The sequence below is a fragment of the Leptospirillum ferrooxidans C2-3 genome (assembly GCF_000284315.1).
Classification (GTDB): Bacteria; Nitrospirota; Leptospirillia; order Leptospirillales; family Leptospirillaceae; genus Leptospirillum; species Leptospirillum ferrooxidans.
In genome coordinates, this window is the sequence record NC_017094.1 from 428282 (window position 1) to 443046 (window position 14765).

Genomic DNA, 14765 nt, shown 5'->3' on the forward strand with positions numbered 1-14765 from the left:
TTTTTACCCTCTGAGCGGAGAATCCTGCGGGATGGCTTTTGTTCTGAGCATCAGAAGGGTTCCTGTTGCTATGAGGACGAGCGTTACTCCGAGAACATCGAGACTATGTCCATGTTCCCATGCCCATGCTGCGGCCGGCTGAAACAGAAGCATCCCTGTTGTGGTGAAAATTTCAAGTTGGGAAAATCCCTTGCTTTTCTGATCCGGTCCCAGTTGCGAGGCAATCCGGGTCTTGACCGCTATCGTTGTCCAGAGTTCTCCTGCGCCCCATAGGGACATTCCGATCATATAGGCTGTTGTTCCTCCGGATGGACTCAGAAGGAGCGTGATTGCGAGTGACAGGATGACCGGTCCAGGCAAAAGGTCAAGGCGTTTTTCAGGAGTGATGGGCTTGAAGGATAAAAAGAGTCCGGATGCGACATGGACAACGCTTGAAAGAATGAATCCGACTCCCATCAGGATGGGCAGGCCACTTTGTTCATTAAAGCGGAACATCAGGAGTGTGGCTGGAAATATCGATATTTTTAAAAGGGTTCCCCCCAAGAGGGTCGGGATCCATCCTTTCTTGCCTCTGTACAGAAGATTTGTGGAAAAATGTTTTGGGGAGGTCTTCTCCCTGCTATCCTGCTTCAGGGAGGATGTCTGTTTTTGGGCCAAGCGGGAAGCAGATACGGCCCAGAAAAAACACAATGCCGCCGGGATGGATGTCATATAGAACAGTTTTTGCACGCTGACTGTTCCGGTGAGGATTGTTGCAACCAACGGGCCAAGGATTCCCCCTGTCTGGTCAAGTGTCTGAATACGGGAATAGGCTCTTGACAGCCACTCTCTTGGGATGGTTTCCGAGACCAGCGCGTCTCTTGCCGGCCCGCGAAGCCCTTTCCCGAACCAGGACACGGATTTTAAAAGAATCAGGGCACCAGGTGCCGAGACCATTCCCATGAGAGGGGTGACGATGGCGGTTAATCCATAGCCTATCCTGACCAGTAACCCCTGTTTTTCTACTGTCTCTCCCAAGCGGGAGGTGCTGATGGCTCCCCCCATTCTTGCGACCTCCGCCACGGATTCCATCACCGAAACGGTAACAGCCGTGCCGCCCAAATGAAGTATCCAGAGTGGCAAGAGCATATGTGCCATCTCGTAGGCAAAATCGGCATAAAGGCTTGTTTTGCCAAAACCCATGACAATGGCATTCTCTTCGTTGGAGAGTTTCTCATCCATCAGTTTGTCCTTTCCACGGTTGATCGTGCCCAGAGGGTTGAGAGCAGCAGTGCCAGAATCAGAACGGCCCCTGCAGCAATGTGCCTTTCCTGAATGATCCAGGGAGAGAGGATCAGTCCGGTCGCAAGGGAGACCGTCAGCTGAAAGTGGATCGACCCCCAGAGGATTGCGTAGGCTGCCGGAATGTCCCTTTTTTTCAGAAGCATGAAGAGAGACAATGCTTCAGGAGATTCTGTCGACAGGGAAGACAGGATGATGGACAGGATGAAAATGGTTTCACCTCCTCCGGATCCCCCGAACCCCAGGATTCCCTTCAACAGGAGGACCGGGCCGATGAGAAGGAGTGCGACACCCGACAGAAACATAAGAGCTGTCCTGATAAATGCCGGATGCTCTTCAGTGTTGCTACTGTCGTCAGGGAGCTCCTCTCCTTTGATTCCGAAAAGAATGGCCGGGTAGAGCATCAGGAGGAAGATGCCAATGCTCATATGAAGGGTGTGGGATGGAAAGGATCCTGCCAGAAGAGCCAGAGAGAGTCCTGCTGCCAGAATGGGAGCTTCCCTGGATAACTGCCTCTTCTCTGAAGAGGGAATAGGCGATTTTCGGGTGAAAAACAGGGTCATGGGCCAAAGTATGGCGATAAGAAGAAGCGGGGCGCCCAGAATGGCTCCAATCCCGGCATCTTTTCTTCCCTCTCCTGATCCGCCTAGAAAAGAGAAGAGAGGCAGGATCAACTCGGGAATGGAAAGGGACATATTCCCCAGTATGCGGCGGCCCAGGGAATGGTTCCTGAAAAGCTTTTGGGTCAGTGCTTCTGCCGAATGGGAAAAAAGGATACTGCCGCCGAGGATCAGCAGGAATCCTCCGGCGGTTAAGAGTATCGCTGGCATTGGAATGGACCTGTTTGGTATTTTTGGTTTGGTGGTAAGGCCATGAGGGTGTTTTTGACTTTATGGGGTTGTGAATCTTTTTTTTGAAAAGACATCGTCAGGTGATTGTCCCTGCTGATTTTGAAATCCATTCTGGAGGTAAGAAAGGAGTACATGTTCTCGAAGATATCTCTGATTGTCAATGTACTGGTTTGTGCCGGTTTGTTTTGAATACTCTGTTTCCCGGGTCGTTTTGGAGAAATCCGGGATTGGTTCTTTGGACCGGATTGAATTGGATCAAGGAGGTTCATTGGAACAGTTGGTCAATGAGGATATCTCCCATCTAGCGGTCGTTTCGCCAGGAAATGCTAAATGGATTGAAGAGTCCGGAGCGAGAGTCTGCATGCTTGAGTCGAGGGCGGATGGGAATGAAAGTTTTTTGATCGCCCTGGGACGAGGAGGATCATGGCGATTTTCCTCGTCTGGAGACCTTGAAATCTTTTTGATGTCAGGGACTCTCCTTTCCGGGAAGACGCTTTTTTCGAAGGGTTCCTATCTTTTGATTCCTCAAGGGGCGACTCCTTTTGTCTTGAACGCGGTGGATGATGAAGTTCTTTTTTTTGTCAAAAAGAGAATCCCTGAAGGGCTTGTGCGAAAGCCGGGATTGATTGAGACAGAGAAAGCCAACTGGGTACCAGGGTTGGTTTCCGGGCTGAGTGTCATGCCCCTTTTCTCTTCTGGAGGGGAAAATACCGCGCTCGTTCGATGGGACCCGGGAACGGTTTTCCAACCCCACAGGCATTTTGGTGGTGAGGAGGTCCTTGTTGTATCAGGTGTTTTCGAAGATGAGCACGGACGCTATCCCGAGGGGAGCTGGTACAGGAGCCCCCATTTGAGTCGTCACAATCCTTTTTCCGTAGCGGGATGTACCATTTTTGTCAAAACGGGACACATGAGCCAATAGGGTGGTTTATGGATTCTTGGTGTGTCGGGATCTGACTTGACGTATCCATGTTTTTGAGAGTTATCCGGATCGAAGATTTTTCAGAAGCTCCCGTAGGGTGTTAGTGTTTTTTTTCAATCCGATCTTGAGGTTCCCGAGTGTTTGGACATCGTTTCTGTCTCGGGCCATAAACGCTGTTCGCGCCTGATGATGAAGCTCCTCATGGATCCTTTTGAATTCCTCAAATAACGGCAAGTTTCTAAACTGGCTTTTCCCGGCGTTATCGATCCATTGACCCGGTAAGCAGGCATGGGAGTTGATCCATTCTTCCCTTGGGGCTTCCATTGAGTCCAGGGTGGTCAGGACTCCTTTTTGAAAGGCCGCCAATGAGTGGTCGATGACCAGCACAAGCGCTCCTTCCATGGGGGAGGAGTCTTTTCTTTGTGATAACTGAGTCCAGGAGTCGAACGGGCGCCACTTCGAAATCCATTCGGGAATCTCTTCATGAGCCATCGGGGGAGCGATGCCAAATCCCTGGGCCACCGGACAACCCAGGGCTATAAGGGTTTTTCCTTCCTCTTCTGTTTCAACTCCTTCTGCAATCACATTGATCAGCATCATGTGAGCCGCAGTGGAAAGGGTTGAAACAATGGCCAGATCCTTCGGACTTTCCATCATCTTCTGGACAAATCCGACATCGATCTTGACCTCCCTGACATCAAGCTGCTGGAGGGATGTCAGGGAAGCCTGTCCTGTCCCAAAGTCGTCGAGGCCGACGGAAACTCCAAGCTTTCGGCAGAGTCTGATTTGTTCTTCGGCGTGTGCCAGATCACGAAGTGCCTCTGTTTCTGTCACTTCTATCCCGATCTCTGGCCGAATGGAGCTGTCGGCAGATCCGATGACATCGGCCAGTGTTCCGATGAAGTCACCGGATAAAAAGTGCCTGGCTCCAATATTGATGCTGATGCGAAGGTTGATCCCCTGCTGTCTCCACTCATCCTGCTGCCTGATGGCCGTTTTGAGGACCCATCGGCCAAGCGGAATGATGAGGTCACTTTTTTCGATCACTTTGATAAAGGATTCCGGAAGAAGAAGACCTTTCTTTGGATGTTTCCATCGAAGGAGGGATTCAACGCCGAGGATGATCCCCTTTTCCATGTTGACTTGAGGCTGGTAGTAGAGACAAAGCTCTCTATTCTCGATGGCTCTTGAAAACTCGGACCTTATGCGATGCTCTTCGATCAGGGTTTCTTCCATGACTTGCTCGAAGATTGCCCAGCCGTTTTTCCCCTGATGCTTGACGCTATAGAGTGCCAGATCCGCATGGGCGATCAAGGCGGTGACGCCATCGTGCTCAGGGGGTGTGACCGCCAGCCCCAAACTTCCTGAAATCCTGACCGGTTCAGAGGATTGATCCCCCAGTGTGAACGGTTTGAGAAGAGCTTCTATAATTTTTCCAAAAATCTCCTGATCACTCTTTTCAGTTTTTAATCCGGTCAGGATGAGTCCGAACTCATCCCCTCCGAGGCGGACCAGCGTATCATCTTTGCGAAGAAGGGACTCAATCCTTTTTCCCACATGGATCAGAAGTTCATCTCCCATGGGGTGTCCCAGTCGATTGTTCACCTCGTTGAATCCGTCAAGATCCAGAATCCCGACCGCAAATGACTCTTTTGTTTCCTGGTATCGGATCAGGGTCTGTTCGATCCTGTCGAGGAAGACTCTCCGGTTGGGCAAATCTGTGAGAGGATCATGTGTTGCCATGTGTTCGATACGGATTTCATTTTTTTTTCGTTGGGTGATGTTCTGAGCCGATATGACCAGCCCCTTCCGGCTTCCGTCAGGAGAGAAAAGAGGGATTTTGGTCACTTCCAGAATGATGACATTTCCTTTTTTGTCATCGAGGGTTTCGACCGTATTCGAGGCGCCAAGGTTTTTCCATGCCGCGTTATCCGAGATTTCGCAATCGTTAAAGACTGAGGCAAGATCGGGCTGGAGAATGGCAAGTTCCTTGTTCGTCCTGTCGTTCCACAGATGATTCCCTTCAAGTCCAAACATGCGAAGACCGGCTTGATTGACGGACTTCCATCGCCCTTCTCCATCTTTAAAAATGATGGCTTCGGGGATGTTTTCGATCAGGGTGGTCAGTCGCTGTTCCGCTTCAATCCTTTTCATCTCGGTGTCGATGGAGTCGAGGGCACCTGTCAGGATTTCTCCGGCCTCATGAGCAAGGGATACCAGATCTTCGTCAAAGTAGTCGGGAATCCCTATGTTCACATTGAGTATGTATGTGATTTTTCCTTCCCGGCGGATAGGCACGGTGATGGCGGAGTGGACATCCATCCGGAGGACGGCGTCAAGGCTATGGGGTTCGCCGATTTCTTCCGCCATTTTGGGAAGATTATTGGCTACTCCGGTCAGTCCGTTTTGAAGCGTGACCTCAAGGATCGGATAACGAAACTGGGGCTGGGCTTTATCGGCCGACAGAAAAAGCATCGAGCAAATTTTTCCAATGAGTTCAGGATTATTGGCTTCGAAGAAACGAGGGCGGATCCCATTGGCTTCCCGGTCAACCGACCATACAATAACGGAGGTGATATTCGGCTGGCCCATGAAAATGGAACAGCTTCCCTTGAGCAGATTCTCTTCGTTGGTGTTGGATGCGGCAAGGGAGCTGAGTTTCTGAAGCGCGTTATAAAGAGCTGTCTTTCTCATCAGACGCTGTTCTGCTTGAATCTGTTTCTGTTCCGTTTCGATGGCGTCAAGAGTGAGAGAGATAATGTCGGCCACCTCTTTCAGAAGCTTTGATATATCGGAAGAAAAAAAGTCTTTTTCAGCGGAAACGACTGCAAAAACACCGATGCACCGATTGTTCCGGAAGACGGGAAAGATCCCGACAGAGCGGAATGCAAGACTGTCATAGGTTTCCCCACGGGGTAAGAGTCCGACCTTCTTATAGGCGTTGATGAGGTCGTTCTCAATCACGGGGGTTCCCGTGATATAAGCCCTTACGGTCACGGTCCTGATATCGGGAGAGTTCGGGTCAAGGGAAAAACGGGTTGGATGTCTCCCGGTCAGCCCGGACGGGTCGATGATTTTGTAGACCTCGAGGTCAAGATATTGATTGTTTTCATCCGGGAAATAGAAACCTGAAGCGATAAATCCGCTATGATCAATCAATGTGTTGACTGTTTCCGAAAAAAGTTCCCTTTCACCTGGTTTTCTGAGCACGAGGGCATGTATGGCTGTAAGAGACTTGTAGAGGCGGGTGACTGAGTCGAGCTTTTTTTCTGTCCTCAAGCGGACGATGGATCTCGCTGCAATGTCGGCAGTGTCGGCGATGCTTTCAAAGACCATTGGATCATCAAGTCCATTCCTTTTTTGACCGAGAATCAGGAAGACTCCCAGCAGGGGATCTTCCGGCGAGCGTCCGTTCAACGGGAAGCCTGCCACCACTTCAATATCCCTGAATGGCTCAATCTGAAAATAGCCCGGAAGATCGGGATCGTTCGGGAGATTTTTGAAGAGAAGCGGTTTTTTCAGGTCCCAGATTCTTGTCGGTGTAGGGATTCTGGAGCTTCCTTGAGGGACCGAAAAGGGAGGAGGGGGAAGTGTTTGGATGGCTTCTGCAAGGGGCCCTTCGATGGAGTATCGGATAAAACAGTCTTCTCCGGGTAGGAGGACTTCAACGGCAAGGGCTTTGGTTCCCCGGCTCACAACGGATGAAAGGATCCGGTAGATCTCTTCTTCTGTCTTGGCCGACAGGAACTCTTTCAGGACAATGCGCTGGGTTTCCCTGGCCTGCTCGAGCCCGATTGCGATGAGTCTGTCCTTTTTTCTGTCTAAAAGTCCGGAGACTTCATCGGCGATCCTCAGGAAAAGTTCGGCTGTTGCCGGGGAGATCATCGACTCATCATTAAAGTAGGCGAGGAGGAGGATTGTCTCACCATCTCTTCTGGATGATGTCACGGCAAGATTTCCGGCGACATGGAACTCTTGTCCTCTTTTTTTCATTTCATCTGGAGTGCGAGGATCGGAAAGAAGCCATGCCTGGGGAAGGGATGTGCGGATAGCTTCCCCGGCAGGGCCTTTCCCTCCCGGCTTTTGGGGATCGGAAGAGAGGATGACGCCGTTCATCCATTCCAGGAAAGGCCCAGCCGCGGAGAGAATTTCGACGTCCGTGGCTCCCGACGGAATTTGCCCGATACAAAAGAAGGATGGAAACAGGATATCTGAAAGTGACTTTGTGAGCTCTGACAGGATCTCTTGAGGTGAAATATGGTCTGAGGGCTGATGGAGGATTCTGGTGGCTTCAGAAAGGGCCCGGTAGAAAGAGGAGAAAATCCTTGCTTCTTCGACCGGTTCTTTCATCTGGGGGATATCCCGGTCGATATCCTGCACAGACCGGTTATCTCCTCTTTTTGATCGTAAGGAGGAGGATTGACAGACCAGTCTATTCTGTTTTTTCCGGTGGAGTCGATGTCATTGATCTCTTCACCTTCGATCTTTGCATAGGTATAGCGAGCATCAAGATCTTTTGTGAAAAGGTAGTCTCCTGTCTGATCGAGAATGAAATGGAGTGGAGCCTCTTCCCCTTGTTGATTTGTAAAAAGAGGAAGGGATCCTTCTTTCCATAAGTCCATTTCATGACTCATCAGCCTCAACCCTCCGGACGTCCTCTGACGGATCAAATCGAATCGTCCATCATAACCATTCTTTCAGACCGGAGGACCTTTTTTCAAGAGGATGATTTCCTTGTCGGGCTGTCTTGCCGGGGATATCGGGAAGCTCTTTTTGAGGAGATCGTTCTTTTTACAGAAGCATCATCTCCTCTTTTCATTTTTTAATCGGAACGATTGAAATAATCTTGTCTGGATTGATATTGGTAATCATCAGACAAGCGCTTATCGACTGCTGCATCGACCAGTTCTTTCCCAAATTCGGATAGAGTATCGTGACAAAACCAGAAGCAAGTGTCTATTTGACTCACTGCACCTGTCCAAACGGTTCTTCCCGTTTTTGTCGAGATCATCTTCCATGTGAATCCGACAACAGGCTCTGTGGAGAGACCTGATCTATACTCATACTCCGTTACATTTCCAAATAGGACGGCATCAATATGTTCTTTTGCCAGAGGTTGAAGAATGCTATTGGGTAAAGTGCCACTTTCTGTCATCTTTTGAATATCTTTCATTGTTCCGTTACTTGCGGAAGACAGATACATGACATGGTGAAGGGTTATGGAAGAAATAAAAAGGGCGGAGATTGTCTTGCCCGCTTCAGGAGTTGATGTCAGGTTCTTAAATGGGAGAATCAAAACAGACATGTGCTCGATTGGCTCCGAGTTTTGGTAGGGAGTTGTTTTGCATCCCCCCATAACAATGGTTCCAATCAAGAGGAGGCATGCTGTGATTCTTTTTCCGAGCAATATGTTTTGAAACATTATTTCAATCCTTTCTCAAAACAGGAAGTTTATCCCCAGCATCAGTTCTTCTGAAGGTCCGGAGTAGAGAGTGGATTCATCGAAGTAAACGGCATTCCCATAAAAGGACCAGTGCATTGAAATGGGATACCGGATTCCTGCTGTGGCTTCGAACGATGTAACATGGCTATAGAAATCGTTGTACCCGCCCAACTGTCCATTGAAAACCAGCCCATTTGCATACTGCTTTTCCCCATTGAGGGCCAGGAGCAAGTATTGCTGGCGCATGATTTCGGGAACAAGCGCCGCCACAGCGGGTGAGCTTGCCATCACGGTCCAGTCATCGTATCCAACGATAATGTCTGTAGCAGGGTCCTCTGTAAGCTGGAAGTCCATATACAAAAAAGAGTTATGAAGGTTCCCGTAGGGCAGTGTGCCGTTGTTGAGGGTGTAATTGTAATACCAGTAGTTGCCTCCCAGAGAGAGCCGTTGGCTTATTTTAAGATTGGCATAAAGACTAATACCGCTTTCACTGCCATTCATCTGGATCGCTTGTCCGAAGTCTCCCCAGATCATGTTATCAACGCCTTGTATGTCTAGTGTAAGGTCCCCCGGGTTGTAGAATAGATGACCGTATAATCCGGTTCTTCCAATAGATGTATCGCCAGCATCCACCTGGATATCTGCATGGTTATTGATGGGAGCATCAATGCCTGCATATGTCCAGCTATTGACACCGTTCCCCTGGCTGGAAAATCCCAGATACTCAGTTCTTCCTGCAATGAAACGAAGCCCCATTGCCATGGGTGACTCCAATTTCGTATCGCCAAGAAAAAGAGCCCCTCCAGAGTAATTCACGCCCAGTGCTGAAAAGTCTAAACTCCAGCTTGGCAGGCTTGAAACAAGAAAGTCATCGGGGGTGAATGGTGTCTGAACCAATCCTAATGAGAACAGGTGTTGATCCATTGGGGGTATGGTTGATTGGTAGCCGTCCGGAAAATATGTTCTAAGAAGGTCCTTCTGAATAGTTTTATTATTTGGCTGAGATTTCTGAAAATGTTTTAAGATGTCTCTGGCTTGTTGAGTGTGGCCTTGTTCGATCAGGATTTCTGCTTTTAAAATGGACAAGTCGACATTTTCAGGGTCGATTTTTAATCCTTTCTGTAAAGTCAAAAGGCCCTTTCGCAGAAAATGGACTTTTTTTTCGATATAAGCAAGAAGATAGATGTCATTCAAGTCCTCGGGATATTGACTTTGTAGCTGACGGGCAAGCTTGTAGGCTTTTGGATATCTCTTTGCCTGGATCAGTTTTTCAATTTCTTTCTGTTTTTTTTGATTTTGAATGGAGGATTCCGTTGTTTGAGGATCGCTGGTTGGGGCTTTTCCTTTTTCTTGGGCAAATATGGGTTGCGATAGGGAAAGGGACAATAGCAGGGAGAAAAGAAGTGCCTTTTTCTTTCCCTTGAATTTTATTGGAGTTGTTTTCATTTCGATCACTTGTACCCACCCAAGGCAAACATGTTTTATCCAAGAATCATTGGAAGAAAGATTGAAACCGGGATTTTTGCTTCTGTTATGAAAAAAATGTTGTGCAAGCTTTTTGAGTGAATCGTTTTATGGATTCCATTCAGGACAATTCACAGGATCTTGTTGTGATTTTTTATAACGATAAAAAGGGGGAGCAGCTAAACTCCCCCTTTTCTGATTTATGGAAAAGCGTTACTTTTTGACTACAGGATGCACCACCGGATGAACCGTTGGATGCGTTCCAGCGTTAAGCGGAGAGGCAGTTCCTGTGCCATGAAGAGCAGAAGCCGTTGAAATGTGATGGCCTTCATCTTTTCTAAGATCCATTCGGGCGACTTTCAAGGAACTGACCGCAGCATGGAGCTTGGTCTTCAAGGCCTTGATGGCTGTCTTTAATGATGAAGTTTTGCTGGAACCATCTTCAGAGCTTTCCATGGATTCATAGAATTTATTTCGGTCAGCTCGAAGCATTTGATGGTCCTTTGAAATTTCGGCGACAAGAAGGTGGATCGACTTCTTATCGTTCTGAATATCTGTTGCAACTGCAGTGCTAGAAGATCCGCTGGAAGCGGTGTTCACCGAGCTTGAAGAAGACGCTGTCGTGGAACTTGACGGATCACTTAAAGCAGTTGTAACCGGAGATGAAGAGGTGGTGACTGTTGAACCAGATCGGTTTGCCACCCTTACGGAAGAGGCCGTAGAGCTGGAAGCTGTGGTCACCGGTGTGGATGAAGTCGAGCTAGCAGAAGGAGAGCTGCTCGCTGTTTTGGTGGAAGAGGTGGACGGCGAGCTGGAAGCCGTGGTCACCGGTGTGGATGAAGTCGAGCTAGCAGAAGGAGAGCTGCTCGCTGTTTTGGTGGAAGAGGTGGACGGCGAGCTGGAAGCCGTGGTCACCGGTGTGGATGAAGTCGAGCTAGCAGAAGGAGAGCTGCTCGCTGTTTTGGTGGAAGAGGTGGACGGCGAGCTGGAAGCCGTGGTCACCGGTGTGGATGAAGTCGAGCTAGCAGAAGGAGAGCTGCTCGCTGTTTTGGTGGAAGAGGTGGACGGCGAGCTGGAAGCCGTGGTCACCGGTGTGGATGAAGTCGAGCTAGCAGAAGGAGAGCTGCTCGCTGTTTTGGTGGAAGAGGTGGACGGCGAGCTGGAAGCCGTGGTCACCGGTGTGGATGAAGTCGAGCTAGCAGAAGGAGAGCTGCTCGCTGTTTTGGTGGAAGAGGTGGACGGCGAGCTGGAAGCCGTGGTCACCGGTGCGGATGAAGTCGAGCTAGCAGAAGGAGAGCTGCTCGCTGTTTTGGTGGAAGAGGTGGACGGCGAGCTGGAAGCCGTGGTCACCGGTGCGGATGAAGTCGAGCTAGCAGAAGGAGAGCTGCTCGCTGTTTTGGTGGAAGAGGTGGACGGCGAGCTGGAAGCCGTGGTCACCGGTGTGGATATTTTCTTAAGAGTTGCTAGATCGGATTTGTAATCTTTTTCATTTTTCATAATATCCTTGATCTGAGCGGATCTTTCCGAGATATCTTTCTTGATTTCAGTCTTCATTTTGTTAATTGACTGTCGTTCTTTTTTTAACTCATTATGAAGTTGGCTGATTTTTTTTCGATCAGCAAGAATATCTGCTTTCTGATCGTCTCTATCATCCTTCTTCATGTTTGATCGAAGATCAGCCTGAAGTCTTCTGAGCATATCTCGGGTTTTATCCTCCTTGTTCATCATTTTTTGTAATGCAAGTTTGTTTCTGAGAATGTCGACTTGCAAATAGGTAGAGATTTTCTTATCAAGAGCAATATCCTTCATGTCTTTTGTCATATCTGTTTTTACTGATGAGACAGAAGGGCTGCTTGATGCTGCTCCTGATGATGAAGAAGAGGTGTTGCTAACAGTGCTGCTTGTAGCTCCCCCATTGGAACCTGCAGATGTTGATGAAGTTGAGCCAACAGTAGGGATGGCAATGCTTGTACCTGAAGAAGATCCGGTTGTTGCGGCAAAGGCATTTCCGGAGACAAGAATTCCCACTATGGCTGTTGCCACTCCTGCATTGCCGATGGCTATTGAAATGGATTTTTTTGATTCCTTTTTCATGTTTTCACTCCTTGGGTTAAGGTTATGAAAGATTTTGGGATTGGAAGATGTGATATCCGGATTGGATATGCCTCCCAACTCCCGTAGCCGCTGTTTCCAGCGTGATTTCAGGTTATAGAAAGAATGCATCAAGGTCTGTGTGATGGATCAAGTTCAAAATTGATATGTCTCACGGCATATTTTGATTAGGCTCACGTTATTTGATGGCTTCTGTGCTCATTTTTTTTGAATCCGTAATGGAAAAATACTGATTAAATATGGTGTTCTAGTGGCTGTAGTTGAACGATTCCATCATGGGTTTTTTTAATGATTGGATCTTTCCGAAGTATTGGCTTGGTGTTCGGAAAAGAAGATAAGTGAAGCCCAATAAAGAGGGATGAAGATATTACGATGAGTGTTTGCTAAAGAATTTGGCGAGGATGGCTTGGGGGGGAGAGAGCACGCTCTGAAAATTTGAGGTGCATGATTTTTATGACGTTTTGGCTATGGGGGTTCTTTTTCTGGATGATTTGAAGGCGGCCTGTATGGGGGGATAAGTTTCATGCAAATTTCATCGGTCAGAGATCTTGTTGGAGGCGGCGCCCAGGTTCGAACTGGGGTATAAAGGTTTTGCAGACCCTTGCCTTACCACTTGGCTACGCCGCCCTTAAACTGGGGAAGCCAATACTATCAGAACCATTGAGGATTCGGCAATCATTTTTCGATGGAGCCAGATTTTCGCGGAATAAGCCTTGTCATGAAATCCGGTAAAACCATCCCGAGATTGAACTTGAAATCCATAACAGGAAAAAAACCTTCGCAACGGGGACATGAAACCGGGAAATGGGGGCACCCTTTCTTTTCAGAAATCCCAGAATGGCCAGGATAATAAATAAAAAAAGAGCTCCCTGAGCGGTGATCAGATGAAACCAGTCCAGAGCCGGAGGCACAGGGTGGAACTTTATTCGACCCTTGATCCTTTCGACCTCCATGATGATTGTCCCGCTGACATCGCATGTAAACCCAAAAAGAGCCGAGGCGATATGCCCTCTCCGGATTCGAATGAAATCGGATGTGTTCTCTGTGGAAAAAAGTGATCCGATCTGCCGGCCAATGGCTGATCCGTTTCGTCCGGACCGGATATACCATGCCGTCAGGTAACCGGCAAGGGCAAGGTAGATCAGTATCGACATCATCACAATATAAGGATTCACCGGCACCTCGGAGTTAAAAGTGATCTTTTGATTAGGGAGCGCCCTTCCAGTATAGTTTCTATTGGAGCTCTGCTCAATTGTTTTCCAGTCTTATCGTTGGAAAAGCCTAAAGAAGTGGTTTGATGGGGGGGTGTTTTGGATCAACGTCATCTGCTGGCACAATCCATTCTGGATCATACGGCAACGGCTATGTGGATATTTCTGATTCTGGCCTGGAGCGGTGCGCTTGTTTACCTGCTGTTCCGGAAACGGAAGAAAAAAAAATAATGTCGAAGAGATTTTCTGCCAGTTCAAGAACTGGCCGATTCTTGGGCTATCTGTCTTCTTGATTGCTGAATCTGCTTCAGAAGACCCTTTCCGGAGTCTTTACGACATGTACCAATAGGCGGCACTACCAACAAGAAGACAATAGACTCCAAAAGGAACAAGGGCCTTTGATGTTTCAAAGGAACGGAAATACTTCATCAGGATAAATGTTGTAAGCCACGCTGTAAAAAAGGAGACAATGGCTCCAACGAGGGAAAGGTGCAGGATCTGGGGCGAATGGTCCCTGAGCATTTTGGGGATCTCCAGAACTCCGGCTCCCAGAATGATGGGTGTTGCGAGAAGAAATGAAAATCGTGCCGCTTCTTCATGGCCCAGTCCGTTGACGATTCCACCAACCATCGTAATCCCGGACCGGGAGAATCCCGGTATCAGGGCCACAGCCTGAAAAAGACCCACCAAAACGGCTCTTCCCATCGGAAGGTCCTGAAGCGGTATCCCTTTTTTCCTGGACTTGAGAATCTCACCCCCGAAAAGAACCAATCCGTTCGCCACCAGAAAAATCGCCGCCGTCTTCGGGGACTGGAAAAGAACCCGGATTTTTTTTTCAAGAAGGAATCCCAGCAATCCTCCCGGAATACTGGCCCCCATCACGAGAAGGAGAATTCGGGCATGATCCACATCACTTTTCAATAGCTGGGCCTTGCTGGTTGTCATCCACCGGAGAAATCCAAGGCACAGAGCCGTCCAGTCCCGATAGAAGTAAAGGAGAAGGGCCAGTGCTGTTCCAAGGTGAAGTGCGACCATGAAAGGAAGGAAATCCTTGTGCATCTGGAGAGATTTCCAGCCGAGAACTGCCGGCAAAAGGATCCCGTGTCCCAGTGAGCTGACGGGTGCAAGTTCTGTTGCCCCTTGAAGAAGTGCGAATAGGATCGCTTGCTGGGTATGAATGGTTTTCCCCTTTTTCGTGAGTTCCTGTTTCTTGAATCATGCGTTTTTTGAATATTTTTGAGCACAGATGAGTTCCATTGATCATTGAAAAACTCTTCTGAAATGTCAATCAAAGAACTAGGCCGGAAGAATCCAATGGCTTTAACAGGCAAAAATCATTACAAAAATTTTCATTATGAAAAAGGATTTTCAGGGGTTTGATTTCTTGAAAGGATTGTCTTAGAATCCCGGAATCATACCACATATTGTATCCATTGTTATTTGCCATACTATAAGCGGTATGCTACTGGTATCTTTTGGAA

13 protein-coding genes and 1 tRNA gene are annotated in these 14765 nt (G+C 48.4%); 4 read left to right on the forward strand and 10 right to left on the reverse strand.

Annotated elements, in window-relative coordinates:
* Window positions 1–3: 3 nt before the first annotated feature.
* Window positions 4–1221, reverse strand: coding sequence for an MFS transporter (locus tag LFE_RS02200; protein WP_014448648.1), 1218 nt, complete (start codon window positions 1219–1221; stop codon window positions 4–6).
* Window positions 1221–2111, reverse strand: a complete 891-nt coding sequence (locus LFE_RS02205; protein ID WP_014448649.1) for a sodium/calcium exchanger membrane region — start codon at window positions 2109–2111, stop codon at window positions 1221–1223. Before LFE_RS02205 ends, LFE_RS02200 begins: the two co-directional genes overlap by 1 nt.
* A 289-nt stretch (window positions 2112–2400) precedes the next feature.
* Here LFE_RS02205 and LFE_RS02215 point away from each other — a divergent pair, with 289 nt between their 5' ends.
* The gene (locus tag LFE_RS02215; protein WP_014448650.1) at window positions 2401–3054 is read left to right on the forward strand and encodes a cupin domain-containing protein; all 654 of its coding nucleotides are present in this window, start codon (window positions 2401–2403) and stop codon (window positions 3052–3054) included.
* Between the two features lie 60 nt (window positions 3055–3114).
* Here LFE_RS02215 and LFE_RS12850 read toward each other — a convergent pair whose 3' ends face one another.
* From LFE_RS12850 to LFE_RS12855, 5 genes are all read right to left on the reverse strand, one after another.
* Entirely contained in the window at window positions 3115–7434 is a 4320-nt protein-coding gene (locus LFE_RS12850) for an EAL domain-containing protein (protein WP_014448651.1), read from the reverse strand.
* Entirely contained in the window at window positions 7401–7688 is a 288-nt protein-coding gene (locus LFE_RS02225) for a hypothetical protein (RefSeq protein WP_014448652.1), read from the reverse strand. The genes LFE_RS12850 and LFE_RS02225 overlap by 34 nt, the downstream gene beginning before the upstream one ends.
* A gap of 188 nt (window positions 7689–7876) precedes the next feature.
* Window positions 7877–8359, reverse strand: a complete 483-nt coding sequence (locus LFE_RS02235; protein ID WP_232502550.1) for a DUF799 domain-containing protein — start codon at window positions 8357–8359, stop codon at window positions 7877–7879.
* A gap of 132 nt (window positions 8360–8491) precedes the next feature.
* Window positions 8492–9691 (reverse strand): tetratricopeptide repeat protein, encoded by a 1200-nt coding sequence (locus LFE_RS02240; protein ID WP_232502551.1) that lies wholly within the window; start codon window positions 9689–9691, stop codon window positions 8492–8494.
* Between the two features lie 483 nt (window positions 9692–10174).
* Window positions 10175–10453: a hypothetical protein gene (locus LFE_RS12855; RefSeq protein ID WP_050989463.1), complete on the reverse strand. Its 279-nt coding sequence runs from the start codon at window positions 10451–10453 to the stop codon at window positions 10175–10177.
* 76 nt (window positions 10454–10529) lie between these two features.
* Between LFE_RS12855 and LFE_RS12860 the strand changes: the two genes are divergently transcribed.
* Both LFE_RS12860 and LFE_RS12865 read left to right on the forward strand, forming a co-directional pair.
* Complete coding sequence (locus LFE_RS12860; protein WP_232502552.1) at window positions 10530–11441, forward strand: hypothetical protein; 912 nt, start codon at window positions 10530–10532, stop codon at window positions 11439–11441.
* A 327-nt stretch (window positions 11442–11768) separates the two neighbouring features.
* Window positions 11769–12083 carry a hypothetical protein gene (locus LFE_RS12865; RefSeq protein ID WP_014448656.1) on the forward strand — a complete coding sequence of 105 codons (315 nt, stop codon included), beginning with the start codon at window positions 11769–11771 and terminating at the stop codon, window positions 12081–12083.
* Window positions 12084–12625: 542 nt separating this feature from the next.
* Here the strand turns inward: LFE_RS12865 and LFE_RS02250 are convergent.
* Window positions 12626–12700: transfer RNA gene (locus LFE_RS02250), tRNA-Cys, on the reverse strand.
* An 89-nt stretch (window positions 12701–12789) separates the two neighbouring features.
* The gene (locus LFE_RS02255) at window positions 12790–13248 is read right to left on the reverse strand and encodes a hypothetical protein (protein ID WP_014448657.1); all 459 of its coding nucleotides are present in this window, start codon (window positions 13246–13248) and stop codon (window positions 12790–12792) included.
* A 135-nt stretch (window positions 13249–13383) separates the two neighbouring features.
* Between LFE_RS02255 and LFE_RS14470 the strand changes: the two genes are divergently transcribed.
* Window positions 13384–13515 (forward strand): hypothetical protein, encoded by a 132-nt coding sequence (locus tag LFE_RS14470; RefSeq protein WP_269763951.1) that lies wholly within the window; start codon window positions 13384–13386, stop codon window positions 13513–13515.
* Between the two features lie 99 nt (window positions 13516–13614).
* Here LFE_RS14470 and LFE_RS02260 read toward each other — a convergent pair whose 3' ends face one another.
* Window positions 13615–14463, reverse strand: a complete 849-nt coding sequence (locus tag LFE_RS02260) for an undecaprenyl-diphosphate phosphatase (RefSeq protein WP_041773943.1) — start codon at window positions 14461–14463, stop codon at window positions 13615–13617.
* Between the last annotated feature and the right edge of the window lie 302 nt (window positions 14464–14765).

Bases quoted from the DNA above. Each gene is read 5' to 3' on its own strand.
- LFE_RS02200 (WP_014448648.1), bottom strand. From the start codon at position 1,221: ATGGATGAGAAACTCTCCAACGAAGAGAATGCCATTGTCATGGGTTTT.
- LFE_RS02205 (WP_014448649.1), bottom strand. From the start codon at position 2,111: ATGCCAGCGATACTCTTAACCGCCGGAGGATTCCTGCTGATCCTCGGC.
- LFE_RS02225 (WP_014448652.1), bottom strand. From the start codon at position 7,688: ATGAGTCATGAAATGGACTTATGGAAAGAAGGATCCCTTCCTCTTTTT.
- LFE_RS02235 (WP_232502550.1), bottom strand. From the start codon at position 8,359: ATGTCTGTTTTGATTCTCCCATTTAAGAACCTGACATCAACTCCTGAA.
- LFE_RS12855 (WP_050989463.1), bottom strand. From the start codon at position 10,453: ATGCTTCGAGCTGACCGAAATAAATTCTATGAATCCATGGAAAGCTCT.
- LFE_RS12865 (WP_014448656.1), top strand. From the start codon at position 11,769: ATGTCTTTTGTCATATCTGTTTTTACTGATGAGACAGAAGGGCTGCTT.